The sequence below is a fragment of the Sulfitobacter sp. R18_1 genome (assembly GCF_017743915.1).
Classification (GTDB): domain Bacteria; phylum Pseudomonadota; class Alphaproteobacteria; order Rhodobacterales; family Rhodobacteraceae; genus Sulfitobacter; species Sulfitobacter faviae.
Genome location: NZ_JAGHRG010000001.1, coordinates 1 through 16,044, shown reverse-complemented (window position 1 = coordinate 16,044; position 16,044 = coordinate 1). Strand labels below are relative to the sequence as shown.

At 49.9% G+C, this 16,044-nt stretch carries 19 protein-coding genes; 8 read left to right on the top strand and 11 right to left on the bottom strand.

The genetic code is table 11. From position 1 onward, the window contains the following. The first annotated feature begins 69 nt into the window (after positions 1 to 69). Both J7392_RS00090 and J7392_RS00085 read left to right on the top strand, forming a co-directional pair. Positions 70 to 474, top strand: a complete 405-nt coding sequence (locus J7392_RS00090) for a hypothetical protein (protein ID WP_209215508.1) — start codon at positions 70 to 72, stop codon at positions 472 to 474. A gap of 15 nt (positions 475 to 489) precedes the next feature. Beyond that, complete coding sequence (locus J7392_RS00085; RefSeq protein WP_209215506.1) at positions 490 to 942, top strand: hypothetical protein; 453 nt, start codon at positions 490 to 492, stop codon at positions 940 to 942. Positions 943 to 981: 39 nt separating this feature from the next. On the opposite strand, the gene J7392_RS00080 is transcribed toward J7392_RS00085, so the two are convergent. From J7392_RS00080 to J7392_RS00055, 7 genes are all read right to left on the bottom strand, one after another. After that, positions 982 to 1,173, bottom strand: a complete 192-nt coding sequence (locus tag J7392_RS00080) for a hypothetical protein (protein ID WP_209215504.1) — start codon at positions 1,171 to 1,173, stop codon at positions 982 to 984. 103 nt (positions 1,174 to 1,276) lie between these two features. Next, the gene (locus tag J7392_RS00075) at positions 1,277 to 2,215 is read right to left on the bottom strand and encodes a lipid A-modifier LpxR family protein (protein ID WP_209215503.1); all 939 of its coding nucleotides are present in this window, start codon (positions 2,213 to 2,215) and stop codon (positions 1,277 to 1,279) included. A 78-nt stretch (positions 2,216 to 2,293) separates the two neighbouring features. After that, entirely contained in the window at positions 2,294 to 2,419 is a 126-nt protein-coding gene (locus J7392_RS24340) for a hypothetical protein (protein ID WP_280634592.1), read from the bottom strand. Between the two features lie 22 nt (positions 2,420 to 2,441). Next, positions 2,442 to 3,239: a hypothetical protein gene (locus tag J7392_RS00070; protein ID WP_209215500.1), complete on the bottom strand. Its 798-nt coding sequence runs from the start codon at positions 3,237 to 3,239 to the stop codon at positions 2,442 to 2,444. A gap of 3 nt (positions 3,240 to 3,242) precedes the next feature. Next, entirely contained in the window at positions 3,243 to 3,494 is a 252-nt protein-coding gene (locus tag J7392_RS00065; protein ID WP_209215497.1) for a hypothetical protein, read from the bottom strand. 273 nt (positions 3,495 to 3,767) lie between these two features. After that, positions 3,768 to 4,448 (bottom strand): hypothetical protein, encoded by a 681-nt coding sequence (locus J7392_RS00060; protein WP_209215494.1) that lies wholly within the window; start codon positions 4,446 to 4,448, stop codon positions 3,768 to 3,770. Continuing rightward, the gene (locus J7392_RS00055; RefSeq protein ID WP_209215493.1) at positions 4,411 to 8,847 is read right to left on the bottom strand and encodes a hypothetical protein; all 4,437 of its coding nucleotides are present in this window, start codon (positions 8,845 to 8,847) and stop codon (positions 4,411 to 4,413) included. Before J7392_RS00055 ends, J7392_RS00060 begins: the two co-directional genes overlap by 38 nt. Before the next feature lie 180 nt (positions 8,848 to 9,027). Here J7392_RS00055 and J7392_RS00050 point away from each other — a divergent pair, with 180 nt between their 5' ends. Then, a complete protein-coding gene (locus J7392_RS00050; protein WP_209215492.1) occupies positions 9,028 to 9,432 on the top strand; it encodes a hypothetical protein in 405 nt (134 codons plus the stop codon). 5 nt (positions 9,433 to 9,437) lie between these two features. Here J7392_RS00050 and J7392_RS00045 read toward each other — a convergent pair whose 3' ends face one another. Then, complete coding sequence (locus tag J7392_RS00045; protein WP_209215491.1) at positions 9,438 to 9,665, bottom strand: hypothetical protein; 228 nt, start codon at positions 9,663 to 9,665, stop codon at positions 9,438 to 9,440. A 115-nt stretch (positions 9,666 to 9,780) separates the two neighbouring features. Here J7392_RS00045 and J7392_RS00040 point away from each other — a divergent pair, with 115 nt between their 5' ends. The 3 genes from J7392_RS00040 to J7392_RS00030 all read left to right on the top strand — a co-directional run bounded on the left by J7392_RS00040 (position 9,781) and on the right by J7392_RS00030 (position 12,253). Next, positions 9,781 to 10,641, top strand: a complete 861-nt coding sequence (locus J7392_RS00040; protein WP_209215490.1) for a hypothetical protein — start codon at positions 9,781 to 9,783, stop codon at positions 10,639 to 10,641. A gap of 36 nt (positions 10,642 to 10,677) precedes the next feature. After that, positions 10,678 to 11,088 carry a hypothetical protein gene (locus J7392_RS00035; protein ID WP_209215489.1) on the top strand — a complete coding sequence of 137 codons (411 nt, stop codon included), beginning with the start codon at positions 10,678 to 10,680 and terminating at the stop codon, positions 11,086 to 11,088. A 121-nt stretch (positions 11,089 to 11,209) separates the two neighbouring features. Beyond that, on the top strand, positions 11,210 to 12,253 hold the full coding sequence (locus tag J7392_RS00030) for a hypothetical protein (RefSeq protein WP_209215488.1): 1,044 nt from the start codon (positions 11,210 to 11,212) through the stop codon (positions 12,251 to 12,253). Between the two features lie 51 nt (positions 12,254 to 12,304). On the opposite strand, the gene J7392_RS00025 is transcribed toward J7392_RS00030, so the two are convergent. From J7392_RS00025 to J7392_RS00015, 3 genes are read right to left on the bottom strand one after another with little or no spacing between them, the layout of a single operon-like run. Continuing rightward, positions 12,305 to 12,820 carry a YgjV family protein gene (locus J7392_RS00025; RefSeq protein WP_209215486.1) on the bottom strand — a complete coding sequence of 172 codons (516 nt, stop codon included), beginning with the start codon at positions 12,818 to 12,820 and terminating at the stop codon, positions 12,305 to 12,307. Then, positions 12,817 to 13,098 carry a hypothetical protein gene (locus tag J7392_RS00020; protein WP_209215484.1) on the bottom strand — a complete coding sequence of 94 codons (282 nt, stop codon included), beginning with the start codon at positions 13,096 to 13,098 and terminating at the stop codon, positions 12,817 to 12,819. Before J7392_RS00020 ends, J7392_RS00025 begins: the two co-directional genes overlap by 4 nt. Before the next feature lie 11 nt (positions 13,099 to 13,109). Next, entirely contained in the window at positions 13,110 to 13,787 is a 678-nt protein-coding gene (locus J7392_RS00015) for a hypothetical protein (protein ID WP_209215481.1), read from the bottom strand. Between the two features lie 526 nt (positions 13,788 to 14,313). Between J7392_RS00015 and J7392_RS00010 the strand changes: the two genes are divergently transcribed. Further along, positions 14,314 to 15,066 (top strand): hypothetical protein, encoded by a 753-nt coding sequence (locus J7392_RS00010; protein ID WP_209215478.1) that lies wholly within the window; start codon positions 14,314 to 14,316, stop codon positions 15,064 to 15,066. Between the two features lie 216 nt (positions 15,067 to 15,282). Then, positions 15,283 to 16,044, top strand: a 762-nt coding sequence (locus tag J7392_RS00005) for a hypothetical protein (protein ID WP_209215476.1), incomplete at its 3' end; no start/stop codon positions are given.

The following is a 16,044-nucleotide window of genomic DNA, read 5'->3' as shown; positions in this document are numbered from 1 at the left end:
AAGTAACAATTGATTGTATCTAGTTTGAATATTGATCGCCCAAAGACTCGTAGATGAAGGAACCCTCACATGAACGATAAAGCCCGCGAATGGATGGCTGAGCCAAACGAGAAATTCCTTCCTGCCAAGGACGGCATCGAGGCTCTGATCATGCGCAGCACATGGTATGGCGGACTATGTGGTTATATCGGCGTACCTGAAGGACATCCGGCTTACGAAAACAGGTCTGTTTGGGAAGAGGTTGATGGCGTGCATGGTGGCTGGACACGCTTTGATGCAGACAATTTCCTCACGCGCACTAAGAAGGGGCTCTACTGGGTTGGTTTCGATTGCAATCACAGCGGAGATTACAAGCCGTACCGGGATGACGAGGCAGGCGATCCTGAAAGCTATCGCAATATGGAATTCGTCACAGCTGAACTAGAGAGGGTCCGCGATAGACTGCTGGAGATGACGGCAGCCCCAGCACCGTAAGAGCTTTCCTTCTTTATGGGATCGCAGTATTCTTTCGAAATGAGCGAATGGAAAACAGAACCTGACCACATCGAGTTTGAAGCCTCCGGGCTTCAGGCCTTGGTGTTACGGGCTGGTGGGCTAGGCCATCTGACCGGCTACGTGGGGGTGCCTAAGAACCATGTTCTGTTTGGTCTCGATATGGGAGATATCCCCTCGGAAATCCCTGCCCATAAAGGGTGGACCTACGCTTCAGACCTGAATCCAGCGACGGGCAAGGCGGATGGCAACTGGTGGATCAGATTTGATTGCGCCCATGCCGGAGATCTTATCCCAGCAATGGCTAATTTCGACACAACGATGGCAACTGCGTTTGCGAGGGAAAGGGCGGTTTACCGTAATGTCGACTACGTGCGGAAGACCGTCGAACAGGCGGCTGATGCCGTCAAGAACTATATGGGGCCCAACGTGGCTCTCTTTAGAGCGTAATCAGGTCAGCAGCCTTGTAGTGGACTGCTGACCTGATGATTAGAATTCGACAATGATCTGGCAGGGCCTGATGACTACTTTCATCGCGTCCTCCTCGGGAAGCTCAATACAATCCAAGTTTACGGATGCCTCGTGCTCTGTCGAGCCAACCGCATTAGCGATGATATTTTCACCCAGGACGGCGACGAAGGCATTTGCCACACCTTCGATTACTTTTGGTTCATTGGCCACCTTAAATCTCCTAAAATACTTTCCTTCACAAGATCACTAATCAAGGATGCTTGCAAGAATAAAAGGCAAGGATAGCCATTATTTAGGCATCCACTTTAGAGGTTTAGAAAACGAAGTCAAAGCTGATCACACCAACAGTTTGTGGTTCATACTGACCATTGAACTGCTCACCGATCTGGGATCCCCCGATAAACCATTGACCGATACCAATATCAATCTGCGCGCCCAGGCGAGTGCGGGTGTAGCTATCTGTCATGCTGACGCCATCTTCAGGAAAGAGTTCTGAGCTAGACATCGAGGTGATGTCATATCCCGCGATGATCGCAACGTTTCCAAACTTAAGCGTATCGGCCGCAGCACGCTCCGCAGGGATCAGAAAGCCAGATACAGGATCTCTTGACCAATGGTTTGCTCGAGAGAGGTTTCCTAGGACCACATCCGCCCCCACGGTGGCGCCGGTTTCAAACCCGTGCTTATAGCCTGCAAAGGGGCGCACTAGCAGGTATTCTCCTGCATTGAAGTCATAGGAGGCCTCGAAGTGGCCTTGACCATGTAACCCTGTATCAAGCTCCCTGGGGTTATCCTCAGCGCGGTTATACCCGTTACCGAAGCCGAATACGTTGTGAACGAAAGATTGCGTGGCGGCTAATCCAGTTATGTCACCTGTTATAATGGCTTCGCCGCCGAACTTAAGGTTCAGATTGCCAACCTCGCGTTCATTAAAAAGGCCAAAACCCATCACCTGAGCATGAATGCGATCAGCATTTCTGGGTTGGCGTCCATCACCCCATGGCGTGATGAGTTCGGAGCGAAACCTGAACTCACTTTTACCACCGATAAGACCGCCTTGGTACATCGACGAGTTCATACTTGAGAATGTAGACCATCTGTCCTGACCATCCCCGATGAAGTCATTGGTAAAGGCATCAGCCCTGCCAGCAGACTTGCCGAGGAACGCTCCTGAGAGCATCCCTGCGCTTGCAGTTGTTGTTAACGACGTCATGGCCAGTGCTCCGGCCAATAGTAACCCTGATAGTTTCATGCTTTGTGTCCTATGCTAATGATAAGACAGCTGGCACTTCGCGGTTACTGGAACGTTTCTGAGACCGGCGCTATGGGCTTACTCTGCGCAATCCATCACAGCACAGCGTGTGGAGCGGCCGAGATCGAATGCTTTTTCAGCTACCTGCTCGTTCTGAGAGGCAACACCGACAAATACGCCGAGTACGAACCAAATAATTTGCATGTTTCTTTCCTGTAATAGATTATCAAAATTTCTTTGCACTGTTCCAAGAGGCCGACTTCTCAGGCTCCTGAAGACCGGCCGGAAGGTTGCGTTCCACAAACTCCCAGGGCGCGGGCATGAGGGGGTTGATGGTGTTTCCCAAGCGATCTTGTTGCTTCATCGAGAAATCTAAGCGCATAAAAGTCCGGCGTCCTGCATCTTTGGGCCCGGCGACTGGACTGCGATGCAGCTGGTACGCACTCATTAGTACGACCTCGAAGGGGTTTGCCTGATACATGGGGTGGTCATCCGGAACCTGGCTACCAAGCTCCTTAAACCAATTGTGCTTGTTCTCGTCGAGATCCGTGGCATTCACTGGTTTGTCGCTGTACTCTGTAGGAAGACGATCAGAGACCACATACTGATGGCAGGCGGGTAGCTTGGGATGATGCCGCGCACCTTGCATACCGTCAAAGTGAAGGCCCTCATTGCGATGCGTCCCACCTGGCACCACATGGCGCTGATCGACCGTCAAATAGGCGTAGTGGGTTTCACGCCAGTTCGGCATCAAGGAGTCTTCAAAGTTGATGGCGTTTGCCAGAAAACTCAAAACATGGGGGTCGCACGAATAGGGCTGAGGAAGCTTCAGGCCCGATTTGGGTCCAGGCATATAGATAAGCATATCGAGACAGCTTGGAAGATCTGCAAACGTGCCTAACGAGCTTAGATCAGTCACTTTGACCGGCAGCCGGGTCTTCGAAAACCGTTCCGGCGAAAAAGGCGCACGAACATCGTTCATGATCGTATTTAAATGCTCAAACTGGATATCTAGAAAACTCATAACTTAGCCCGATGTAGAGTGAACGCTTGAAGGGAACGTCAGCTGCGTAATGCGCGCATCTACGTCTTCAACTGCATTGCAGAAATCTCGCCTCTTGGTGTCTTGGATATCGTCGATCTCCAGGTCCTTCCGCCGGTCGTACACAGTGAGATTGGCATCTCCGATGGTGAAGAAGCCAAGGCGATCTGACGGGCACTTGTCCAGCAGATTTTGCACGTCTTCCAACCATTTTTTCTCTTCGCGGGTAAGCTGCATATCGATACCAAGATTTTCCTAAATTTATCGTTATAAACTGCACCAAATCAGAAGGACTGTCAATGACAGTGACTGAATAAACCTTACAATTCAAAGGTTGATGTCGTGTAAATCTGAGGTTTACAAGGACAGTCTGATAATAAGGGCATTCGACATGTACATCTTCAACCGCTTCTATCACCTGCACGATATCATCCCTCCAGTAGGGGCAGCTTTCGTCGTTCTGATCAGCTTGGGGTGCTACCTGCTAGGGTAGGCGCCTCAAGCTGCCTCTTACATCTTGGGATTTGAGTTCTGCTCTGCTTGCGCCTTTAGAACATCAGTGATCTCTGAATACATCTCTGTGTCCTTATGATCATTAAGAGTGACCATAACCCGTGCGATCATTTCAAGGGCTGCCTTTCGATAATGGATGTTTGCATTGTCAGGAATGTTCAAGCAATTCCATCCATCTCTGCAATAGCTATCGATCAACCGATCAGCCTTCATATTGAGGTTCAGTGTAGGGGGGCTAGTGGTCGCTATCAGATCGATGTTGACCAGATTAAAGTTCCTCTTTGCTCTCTCTAACGTGTAGTAGTTTTCTCCGCATTCAAACAAAGACGATGTGCGAGATGCTCTCTGAGTTGTCAGTCTCTCCATTTCATCGATGTCTTCGAAGAATTTTTCGCGGTATAGCAACTCAGCTTCTGGTGAGATGTCAGTATTACTCAACAGGATGCCATCTTCATTCCACTTAAATCCGCCACCTCCCTGACTTAAGAACATGTGTACCATCACATCTAGGCGTTCCGAAAATATGATCGGACCCATTAGGAGTAGCGTACGAACATGCTTGTCGAATTCGTTCATAGCGATGTTGGAGGGGAGGCTAATAGAGTTCAATTCAAAATTCCTTATAAAATACTGCTGGATGTTAGGCGTAAGACAAGCCAGACGGCAGGTCTGCTTCATCGACATCCTCGTCGTCAAAGCGTGAGCCAACCTCACCAGAGGACACGCGCTCAAATACCTGTTCAGGTGTCGTAATGTTCTCCTGGGTGAGGACTGCGTGCACGGCTTGGAGGACCTTCTTGATCTTCAGGAAAGCCTGCACGATGATCCCCTTGGGCTTCCTACCTGTTGCCTTATCCGCGTAAGCCTCAGCAATTGCCTCCTCAATGTGGGTCTCTCTGCTGAATTCAGGGTATCTCTTTTCAATTTGATAGCGAGCGATCCAGTCCTTCTCGGCCTCCTGGCGTAGAGCATCCCACTCCTGATCCGTGAATAGGTTCCTGCGTCGCAGAACGTGTATGGCCTCATGATTTAGGGTGTGGGAATGATCCAAGCTGTTGCCAATGAGGATTGAGATATCTCCATTACCCTTGAAGGTGACCTGGCCCTGGTTCTTGGCTCCAGTATCCACTGATAGGTCCACACCAGTTATCTTGAGCCCCTTTAGCTGGTCTTCTAGGGCAGGGAGGATGTCCTCCATAACCTGCTTCTTTATCTTCAGGTCCGAGAGACCGGGCGCTCTGAACATAGTCAAATTATCACGAAGATCTGCCTTCATCTCCTTAGGAAGATCGATAGTCCATACGGCTTCACCGGGAATGATGCGTCTAAGGCCTGGGAACATCGTATCCCTTTCGCGTTTACTCAGCCCCTTAAGCAAGCGCGCCTTTTTTGATTTCTCAGCCTGCACCTCGAAGGAATCCAGAATTTCCTCATATTCTGCTATCTTCACCTCGTATTTCCCAACCAGCTCATCAGCGTCTTTCACCCAATCGGCCGGATTAGTTTTAACACTGCTGATTTCTTCTTTCAGAGACCATATGTTGTATTCGATCTCCTCGCGCTTTCTCTCAAGATCTCGGCCTGCAATCTGTTCGGTCTCGACCACAGTGCTTTCACCATGTGCCGAAACCAGCTTATTGCGGATTTCATCATAGGAGATTGCATCCAAGTCAGGGTTCATATCGATATATGTCGCTCCGAAATCCGGCAGGGAGGTATCTGACTTGACCTGAACGTCATATTTCTTACCCAACTTGCTCATGAAAGATCGCATTTGCTGATCATAGACAATTGAGTACCCGGAATCGGAGAAGGTGATCTTACTGCCGTCATTCTTACCGTTATCAAAGCTTAATATTTCGGTTGCAACCTTTGCGCCTAGAAGCTTTGACAAGGACTTTCCTGTCAGCCTCTCAGCCTGATCTTGTGCCCATACAATTTTTCCATGGGCATCGACATCAACATCGAAAGCTCCCCCATGGGACATGGCCAGCTGCACTTTCTTGATCCCATTATCAGATGTCGTCCAACTGAACTCTTCCACGACATTCTCGGCTTCGGCATCCCAGCGAGCTGCCTGCTGTGCGGCCGTAGTCCAGCTCATTTGATCGCACCCATGCTCATCAGCTATGCGCACCAAATGCTTCATCATCAGATTCACGGCTTGCCTGCCCATCCAAGGGGTGTCTGGAAGATCCGGATCATTGCGCTTCTCAGGCCCCAATCTAAGAAGTTCTTCTTCGAGGGTGCGAAGAGCTTGCATGTCAATCTCTAGAGCGCTCTTTATGCTTTCATTTTCTGGCTTCGATATCGACACAGAGAGCATTCTCAGATAAGGATGCACATCGCTTTCCATCACCTCATTGTTCAAGAAAGCAAAAGCTCTTTTTACGCCAGATACGGAATTTATGGGGGATATCATTGCAGCTTGGCTATTTGGGTCCGAAAACACAAGCCCTCTCGCGGTTTCGGCTATCTTGTTCTGGAGATATGATATTCCTGTATGAAGAGTTTGACGTTGCCTGGACACTTCCGGACTCTCTCCGGATTCTCGATGTGCAGATGACAGGTCAGACTGCACCTCCTCGATGAAGAGCAGCTTTCTACCGTGGAGATCTCGCCTGATTTTTACGCGTGCATGCACGACAATATTTGGCTCACTGAAATGCGCATCTTCCACGAAAGGGTGTTTCTGCTGAAAGCGATTCATTAGGTCCTGAACTTCAGTCATTTCCTCAGTTAACTCTAACTTTCGCTCCTCGCTAGGATTCGAATGGTACTCTTCTGTTAGGGATTGCAATCTTTTTCTGCTCTCACCTACCTTCATCGCGTCTTCTATGTCTCGAGCGTTTTTCCCACGATTATCGAGATTGGGGACCGTCAGAACTATCTCTAAGTATTCATCACCCCCATCTTCAGTATACTCGCTGAATTGTGCGGGCCCATCTATGCCATCCGGATAGGAATTATCTTCCGCATACGCGTTTGCGATCTGGGTGGCGCTGTCTTCGTCCAGTGCGTCAGTGACGCCCATTTGAACCCGCATGCCTTCATCTTCAATCCATACAGTTCCCATTTCTTGGTTGTAGATACAATCTATGTCATCCCCATCACCGTTATGATCAACAAGCTTGGCATAATAGTCATCACCCTTAGCGAAATCATACGCCATACTCCAAGCGCGTTCCCGTATTTTTGACAGCTCTACCTCTACTGCATCCACCTCATCTTCCGTGGATAGATCTTCAGCTTCTGATCTGAGAGCCTCCCTTGCCTCGTCTTCGAATTCATCAACAAGCTCATTCACATATGCATCCGAGGGCTCTATCCACCCACCAATCTCTAAGCCGTATGAATTTTCAGCAGGCTCTTCTCCAGAGTAAGTTTTCTCAATTATCTCAATCTTATGGCCTTCGATGTATTTGGCGACATCCTCTCTGGTCAGGCTTTCTCTGCCCATTTGATCGAGCCAATCATAGAGACCAATGAAGTCAGCTTCATCATTCGTCACACCAGGGAACTTCTGGACCATCTTGCGGACAATGCTCTTCCAGTCAGCCGCCGTTGCCTTAGGCTGCTTGGCCTTCTCCACGGCCTCCAGAAGCTTGGACTTGCCCTCGAATACGGGTCGCTGGAAGAATACCTCATCCTTGATCTTGCTGAGCGCCTCGCTCCGATTATCGGTCTCCGGATCATGCTTGTAGCGTACCACCTGTAGACCAGCATTCTTCAGGTAATCTATGGTGTCCTTAGAGGTGGTGGTCGGCACCAGAGCAGCAGAAAACTCATCTATGGCAACAGGCCTCTGCATCTTGATCTCGAAATATTCGGTAGGCATAGCCCGCAAGGCATCATTGAACTTCCTAGCTTCGGCGACAAGATCATCGCTTACCGGCGTATCAAAGATGTTTTTCTGCCAGTTTTGCAGCTTTCCTTGATGAAGCTCTTTCAAGAATTCACAAAATATATCGAGCCAACCGAAGTCTTTGCTGGATCCATGATGAGGGGCGAACTTGTCGGCCAACTCAAAGAGCTTGGCATCCATATCTTTCTTGAGGCCTTCGAAATCGCTCGTTGAAACGACCTTATCCCGGCTTTCCTTTATCTCGGAAACGCTGGCAAACTCAGGCGCCATGACTGATCGCACTGAACCAAGGCCATACTGCCAGCCCTCACCATCCCGTAGTGTTCGGGTCATTTCTCGGACCAGAAGCTCCAACTGGTAGGCTTTACGCTGACCGCGTTCGGTACGAAAATATGATTTCTTAAGAACAGGTCCAAATTTATGGGAAACCCAACCCCGGAAGTCGCGCCTCCGCTTTGGGGACAGCATTTTCTTGCGGATGGCCCGTGACATCTCGATGCCGTCCGGCTGCCGAGGTTTCCTGTAGCTTTCTAGCTGCTTTGCATAGGTGGCGAGCGTCTTAGCAGACGGCCTCAGCGTGCCATTCTCATCCGCTTCCAAAAGCCTGCTTTTGATGATCTCTCCAGACTCAGGTTTTGCTTTCGCGATAAGATCAGACACGATTTCAGATACGACAGCTTTGAAGGCGTCAGTCTTTACCAGCTTATCGGGAGCTGAACGGAACTTCAGAAGACGACTATCTGGGCGCTGTGCTTCCCGGTATCGGATGCGTGGAGCGTCGCCCATCTCCATAAGGTAGGCCATCTTTACCAGGTCGGCATCAAGCAAAGACTGCAACCCTTCGCGTGCCAAGTCAGAAGGCGTCACGCATTCATCTATCTGACATCCAAGCGTACCGGCCGCCTTGCCGAGAGCCTTTTCAAGGTCCGCATAGGCTTTCCGATCAATGTCATATTCTGCACGCGGTTGCCTAGGAGAGTAGATATCAGAAGCAAAAGCACGGACACCACGTTTTCTGGGATTGGCCATATCGGGTGAAGCGAGCAGCGTGATTTCCCCAAAACGGTCGAATCCTACATCGTTACGGACTACTGCGAGGCTGGGAGCTGCCAGGCCGCCAAGCTTAATCACATGCCGAAGCTTTTCCTCACTCAGGTTGTGGGCAACAAACAAAGCATCGGGGTCTGTGCTGGTGCGTAGGTGCTTCGACATATTTGGTTTCCATTAAATATTAGCATTATATGATCCCGAATATTGCAGGAAAATTGAAAGTACCAAATGGCTGTCGCGAGGTCGGACTCGTCTATTATTTCGTTACCTTAATACAAAGCAAAAACACTCTTTAATCAGTTGCGTCTAATTAGGAACAATAGGATTATAAAGGGTATCAAAATGAACGTATTGAAGGCTATTCTATCTCTAGGGGCGGCCGCTATGGTCGGGGCATGTTCAGCAGGCATATATGCGGAAAATGTCCTCACTGACATCAAGAACGGAATGTCAGAAGAAGTCGAGCCAGAGTGGATCATCAAAACTGGCGCCACTCCCCCAGCTGGCTATGAGAGAGACCGTTGGGCAGATCCGGATTCCGGCTGCATCTATACACGTAGTCTCATCGAAGGCGCGACCGTATGGACGACCCTAGGAAAGCCAGAGAATGTCGATGAGGGTCTCTGCCCAGCTTATTTCGTTATCGATTACACTAAGGATAAGACCAAATGGGAAAGCGTGAGAAAGTTTATGAAGGTCGGTGAGCACCAGCCACGCGAACGCCCAGAAAAAGGCTCTCCCAACTAATATGATCACTCGATATCTGAAATAAATATAGGCAGGGAGCCATGGCTAGCCGCGAGGAAAACGAAAAAATGGAAGGCCTTCACCGAAGAATGAAGGCCGTTACTGGCCGATTGGTCTCTGGTGATGGTGCGGCGGCAGACGATATTCAAGACATCTGTAACCAGCAAAGAAAGCTTCTTGTTCGCCTTCCTCCGGTTCCGCGCCGTAAGTACAGATAGGGTGATATCCTTCATATAATCTTGCCTTGGCTTGCATTCATCCAGCAATATACGTATAAGAGTAGATACTTTTTATCTGTGATTTTGGGCTGCATGGGCCTGCCGCCTGCCAATACATAAGGAATAATTTATGACCAAGTTTTTGTGGAGCAGCATCGAGGGTACCTACGGTTTTCTAAATTCGGATATGGCAATTATGCAGGAAGGCGATACGCCTGCCGCCATTCGGTTTGGTTCGGGATCGGATCAGCACGGTCACTGCGCCTATGAGTTCAACAAGATGTTTCGGCCGCACTTCCGAAGCGATGACCTGCACAATTCCGTAGTGGGTGAACACGGCATTGGACGGGACAGTGAAATTGGTCTCGCACAGTTCAAAACCAGCCATACGCCGATGATCTTTGAGTTGATCGAGATGGAAAAGGAAACCCGTCTTTTGGCATTCGAAAAAGAGGCCGAACTGGATGTTCGTAGCTCCAGCCTGCTGATGACACAGCCGGGCCCCATGGAGATCCGATGGGATTATAATGGCTTCATGATGCGTGCCAGAAATGACGATCAATGCCGCCAGTTCCTGCGTGACCTGCATAGCGCACTTGAGAATGGTGACGTGTACTACGTCGAAGAAGGCAAGATGCGCAATGCGTCCTACTACAGCGGCCCGTCGATGATGATTGCGTCAAGGGTCTCGGACGAGTTCAAGCGCGACTGGCTTGAGCAGGACATTGATGTCATGAAGCGTGGGGAAGCTCTGCGTAAAACCGGGATTGTCGACAACCTTCGTAAGGCTGGAAAACAAGTTTTTGCAATCACTCCTCAATGGACCCCCAAAAATAGTGATACTGAGCATCCTGTCGTTGTCTGGGTAAATCCGATGGACCAAGACCGAAATGCGGCGGGTATCTACACCATTGAAGATCTCGAGGACTGGGCAACCAGCGATAAGGATCTTGGGGCCCTCGATGAAGGATATATTGCAGCACGTTTCTAAGCTGCCTAAAGTGCTAATAAAATAACGGAGTTCGACATGCCTCAATACACCATTCTATCGCTAAGCATGGGGGAAGACTTTGACGGTAATCGGGATGAACTCCCGGCGAATGTCAAAGAAGCTTACCTAGACGCCGCCTTTGGCAAGGACGTAAGCAGAGCCGTTGAGCATGGCCTCTACAAGCCCACTTCGGTTGTAGAGGCTGCCGATCCCGAAGAATTGTTTTCGAAAACCCAGCATATCGACGAAAGCTGGGATGAGGTTAACCCACCGGTTTGGTCCGCAGGCCAGCTGCGCTCTACCTCAGTAGGCGATGCTATTATCGAACATGACACGGACAAGGTATTCGCCTGCGAAAGAATGGGATGGAGTGGATTAGAAGGTGATCCTGCAAATAGCCTCAGAAACCTCCGTGCGGGTACTGCGCAACCAGCCCCGGGCGATTAAACCCAGGGCTGGAGAGAGCTTATCCCATCACGGAATACCAGACCCATTCACCATCTGGGTTCCGGATTGATAGTTTCGACGATCTTTGCATGTTCCCGGTAAGCGTACCAAGGGGAAAACCATGAGCGAAATTCAGCAAAGATACAAACGATCAATGAGCCGTTACTTCAACGGAACCCATGAGGTCTTGGACAAGAAGCCGTTGTCTTTCGAGACCGAGTATACGCCGCGTGTCTTCGAGGTCATCCTGTCAAAAGTGGTAGACTACAACAAATTAGGAGAGCAACATCCTTACTACCACGTAGCCGTCTCTGATCTCGGCCGGGAAGACTACCCGGAAATGTTCGTAGCTTTCCGCCATGAGGCATTTGATAACCTTGAAGATGCTCAGGCAGCGTTCCAGAAGATACTCGAAGCCGACTGGACCAAGTTGAAGGAGATCTACAGAAATATTGCCTACCAGTTTGGTGTGGAAGATCTCGATGATGATTATGACGCCCCCGAAGAGGGTTGTGCGGCAAACCTGTATGATCTTGGCTATCTGACAATCGATGATGAAAAGGATATCCGTACGGACGATATGATCGCCGCTGATGATAGGAAGGACTGCCCTTACACCTTCGGCAAGATCGGCCGCATGACGGCGATTGATGTTATCTCTAATCGCCAAGTCCAGGTCGCCAACCGTGTTTACTTGTCATGGAACTTCGACATCATGAGCGACATGTCACTGGAGGTTGCTGCAAAAGATGATCCGGAGCTATCAGAGGATTTCGATGGGCGCTGGGCTGGCTACATAGAAGGCCGGGGAGCCGATCTATCGCGTCAGATTTATGAAGACGTCATTGAGGAATTCACGGAAAATATGAGCACTTGGCCGGGCGATGATGTCGATGGCTACGAAATGGGCCACATCGACGGAGAACTGATCCTCAAAAGCGTCAACGGTGAGGATGCATCTTTTGAGAACCGACAAGACATGCGCCGTATGTTGATGGGGCTTCCGGAAAAGGATCTGGCTTACCTCTACAAGATTTGTGAGACACTTGATCACGATATCCGGAAAGAGGTACTTGAGAGCAGCTGGAAGCATAAGGTTTCCTTCCACAGAACGACCAAAGAAGACGAATGGTCAGCGGAGCCAACTGCGACCCCCAATATGTGACAATCTCCCTGTGCTTAGGTATCGATCTGAGCGCAGGGTACCTTAACCGGTTCAGTTGGTGACCGAAGCGGCTTTCCTTAAATGATGGCGCCAAATCCCAACAAGATTAGAGATCAACCCAAGACCTTCCATGGCAACGATGAAAATCAAGCCAGAGGCTATCCCATATCCTAGCCACATCAGAGTGCACATCAGGAACAGAAGGCGCATCACCAGGTCTTTATGGAGGGCTTCTGCTACCCTCGCTAGGGTAAAGGCAATGAAGGGTAGGGCGGATGCCCATCCGCCTTCTGAGAGCATGAGCGCGAGCACCACAGCCGGGGCTGCAATCAGCAATCTCCAGTGCAGCGCAATCTTATGTCCGATAGCCGCCTGTACGCCAACAGTCGTGACAGTACCTGCCGACACTAGAGCACCTGTGGTGGCACCACCAATAGCATAGGTTATGCCTACCAGAGCGGACGTAGCTGCATGGCAGATCAGGAAAGGGCGGACGCCCTTAACCTGAAACCGTATAACCGCCATGAAGAGTAGAATGACCCCTAAGATTAGCTCAGTGAAACTCACCAGAAATCTTCGCTGAACGCCTCGATCTCATGAGGGTTTTCTCGGATAATCTTCTGGCCTGCTCGGTGAGCAATAAACTTGGCCTCGATCCGGTTAACGAACCGCCCCTCACTGGTCAGAAAACCTTGGACAGCGTTGTGAACTCTATCTTCCTCCATGAGGGAGTGAGCGCACCACATAATCTGTGCATGCCGAGCCGGTTGAGGAAGGCTCACTGTTACACCCTCACATTGGATGGCGGCCGCAACAATGCGTTCTTTAGGTTCACTCGTGCTCATATTTAGTGTCCTTAGAATCCGGGGGCCGGAGCGTCGTGGAACTGATGCTCGTCTTCTTGATCCCGAGAGAACTCTGTAAGGTCCTCGAGTTTGGAGATCATCTCATTCAGGATGAGCCTCTCATCTCCTGACAAGGCCATCACTGAGCATACTCCGCAGGCATTCGCGACAATCCGCTGGATCTCCTGGGCCTGACGAGGAAGAAGGTCGCGAAGATAGCTGTTCGTCATCGGATACAGTGACAAAAGCTCCGCCTCTACGGGGCTGCCATCCTCGTCGACACCGGCCTTAAAGCCTGGGTTGTCGATAAGGGTATATTCGATAAAATCACGCATGACCGAAATATACCGTGCCATGATCACAGCCGGTTTGTTGAGGTCTCCGTCGACTGCTACTTTTGGCGATAGCAGCGACATTTCATCAGGCGTCACCGCCATGCTCACGGCCACCTCTTCAAGTCTATCGACTTCGGCGAGCAGGGCTTCAGCCTTCCGCTTCAACGGACCCGCAACAAAATCTCGGGTGAACGGTGTGTTGACCGCATGAAAAGCAGGCGCCATGACACCACCGGTATCGCGCACATTCAGGTTTGGATCGCTGACAAGAACACTATCGATGAACTGCTCAAATTTATTGAACTGGTCGACGACCGTGTGACGTGGGGATGGTAATACTTTTGAATCGGACATAGGGCACTCGATATTCTTGATATTTTTATGGTTAATAGTCTTTCGACCACAATTTGTTCATAATTATACTTGCTAAGCTTGCAAGTCAACAAAGTTCAACACCCGAGAGTGTCCAAAATTTCATTGTAGTCTACATAGTAAGGGCGACCGCACTTTGGACACTTCACACATTGGAAGTTGTACAAGGTTGGCGGAGGCAGGACTTCTTCACGCGGATGGCAGGGCAGGGTGAACGCCCATTGGTTTGTTATACCGCCACGTGCAAGGCCTACGTGCCGGACCTGTAAAAGCCTGGTATCTGAAGCTCTTCTCGTCATGCTGCCCAGATAGGTCCAGCGGGTCAACGAGGGGTAAATAGGGTGACTACGCACTCGCTCCTCTGAGGGCGTGAAAGGCGGTAAGATCAAATGCCAAGAAATATTTCATGAACACAGGCGCAAGATGTCCACATTTTATGCATGCGTAGTTTTCCACACACTATTTATCAATCAGATCCGTCTATTGGATGCACTTTGGGAGAGGAAATATGAAAAAATTCGTAGTGGTCACCGCCACAATTATAACGGCTGTTGCTTGGTTTGTTGGCCCGGCGGCGGCAGAGCTCTACGGAGGAGAGAGGCAACCAAACCATGCCGCCGATATTGCTTACTGCAAAGGGGTTATGTCCGGTAGAGGTCAGGAGAAATACTCACCTGAAGCAATAGACGCGAAACGTCGTGTTTGCGCCAGTGTATTGGCAGAGGCCAAGCACAAAGGGCGACTTGGTGGGGAGGAAAGACGTGAGGAGCACAAACAGCTCCGGGAAGAGCAGAAGTCTCAGAAGCGTGATGAATGGAGCGCAAAGCGTGCCGAACACAAACAGCAATGGCAGGATAATCGCGCCGATAAAAAGCAATCTTGGAGTGAGGAAAGAGAGAAACATAGACAGCGCTGGCAGGATCACAAAGCGCAGAACGGTGGTTCCTGGGATCGTGAAGATAGAGAACAGCACAAGCAGCGCTGGGAAGAACACAAATCTCAACGCAAAGAGGCTTGGGGCGCAAAACGCGACGAGCACAAGCAAAAGTGGCAGGATCACCGCTCTGAGCGGAAAGAATCCTGGGGTGATCGTAAAGATAACCGTCGGCAGCAGTGGCAGGACAATGCAGGTTCCCGCAAAGAAAAATGGGGCGGCTTTAGAGAGCATGATGAGGATGGCCAAAGGATGCGGGAACGGCGCCGTAACAATGGCAATCACGACGGATCCCGTCCATCTTGGCAGCGCACAGATACCGACTGATCGGTAGGCTGAGATATGGCGTTGATGTCCTAACGCCATATCTCCAAAAACACTATATTTATTATCTTGAGTACTTTCGATATCTCATAATAGGAATTAAAATCCACTAACGAGGCTGAATGAAGTTACTTGTAAACGGATTTACCATATCTTTCTTAGATCAGCATATATTGAATAGAGCCCCATTTCGCGGACCTTATAGACCTGGAGAAAAATATGAATAGATTTGTGATGGCTGCGGCCACGATTATTTCCTCAATTTCATGGATAGCGGGGTCAGCGACCGCCGGTTCATCCGAAGATGTTTCTTACTGTAAACGCGTGATGTATGGCCAAGAACGCCTACAAAACTATTCACCGCGTGAAGTTGCAGAAAAGCGTCGTGTCTGCTTAAACGTTATTCAGGCAGCCGAAATGCGTGAGAGAGCTAGCAATAATTACTATGAAAGTAGAAAGCAAATTGAAGATGTGGCCCAGAAACGGGAGGCCTGGAGAAGAAGTATAGAAGGCGTCAATCCCCACTGGAATGGAGCCACCTCTCGCGAGCAGGAAACTTGGAAGTCTGATACGAGATACGTAAACCCTCTCTATAAGGATGACCCAACCGGCACGGAAAAGCCGTGGACATTCAAAAAACCAAGCGAACCAGACACTCGTAAGGTGGATACCTGGAAGTCAGACACAAGATATGTCAACCCGCGCTATAAGGACGACAAGACAGGTACAGAGAAGCCTTGGACGTTTAAGAAACCCACTAAGCCGCACACCGGTTACGTTAAGCCTCCGATTTCAAGAGAAATCGTTAAGCCTCCGGTTTCCAGAAGAGACGTTAGCAAGCCGAACACCGGTTACGTTAAGCCTCCGGTTTCCAGAAGAGACGTTAGCAAGCCGAACACCGGTTACGTTAAGCCTCCGGTTTCAAGAGAAATCGTTAAGCCTCCGGTTTCCAGAAGAGACGTTAGCAAGCCGAACACCGGT

Coding starts and splice junctions, on each gene's coding strand:
- J7392_RS00090 (WP_209215508.1), top strand. CDS start 70: ATGAACGATAAAGCCCGCGAATGGATGGCTGAGCCAAACGAGAAATTC.
- J7392_RS00060 (WP_209215494.1), bottom strand. CDS start 4,448: ATGAAGCAGACCTGCCGTCTGGCTTGTCTTACGCCTAACATCCAGCAG.
- J7392_RS00045 (WP_209215491.1), bottom strand. CDS start 9,665: ATGAAGGATATCACCCTATCTGTACTTACGGCGCGGAACCGGAGGAAG.
- J7392_RS00085 (WP_209215506.1), top strand. CDS start 490: ATGGGATCGCAGTATTCTTTCGAAATGAGCGAATGGAAAACAGAACCT.
- J7392_RS00050 (WP_209215492.1), top strand. CDS start 9,028: ATGAACGTATTGAAGGCTATTCTATCTCTAGGGGCGGCCGCTATGGTC.
- J7392_RS00065 (WP_209215497.1), bottom strand. CDS start 3,494: ATGCAGCTTACCCGCGAAGAGAAAAAATGGTTGGAAGACGTGCAAAAT.
- J7392_RS00040 (WP_209215490.1), top strand. CDS start 9,781: ATGACCAAGTTTTTGTGGAGCAGCATCGAGGGTACCTACGGTTTTCTA.
- J7392_RS00015 (WP_209215481.1), bottom strand. CDS start 13,787: ATGTCCGATTCAAAAGTATTACCATCCCCACGTCACACGGTCGTCGAC.
- J7392_RS00055 (WP_209215493.1), bottom strand. CDS start 8,847: ATGTCGAAGCACCTACGCACCAGCACAGACCCCGATGCTTTGTTTGTT.
- J7392_RS00010 (WP_209215478.1), top strand. CDS start 14,314: ATGAAAAAATTCGTAGTGGTCACCGCCACAATTATAACGGCTGTTGCT.
- J7392_RS24340 (WP_280634592.1), bottom strand. CDS start 2,419: ATGCAAATTATTTGGTTCGTACTCGGCGTATTTGTCGGTGTTGCCTCT.
- J7392_RS00020 (WP_209215484.1), bottom strand. CDS start 13,098: ATGAGCACGAGTGAACCTAAAGAACGCATTGTTGCGGCCGCCATCCAA.
- J7392_RS00070 (WP_209215500.1), bottom strand. CDS start 3,239: ATGAGTTTTCTAGATATCCAGTTTGAGCATTTAAATACGATCATGAAC.
- J7392_RS00075 (WP_209215503.1), bottom strand. CDS start 2,215: ATGAAACTATCAGGGTTACTATTGGCCGGAGCACTGGCCATGACGTCG.
- J7392_RS00035 (WP_209215489.1), top strand. CDS start 10,678: ATGCCTCAATACACCATTCTATCGCTAAGCATGGGGGAAGACTTTGAC.
- J7392_RS00030 (WP_209215488.1), top strand. CDS start 11,210: ATGAGCGAAATTCAGCAAAGATACAAACGATCAATGAGCCGTTACTTC.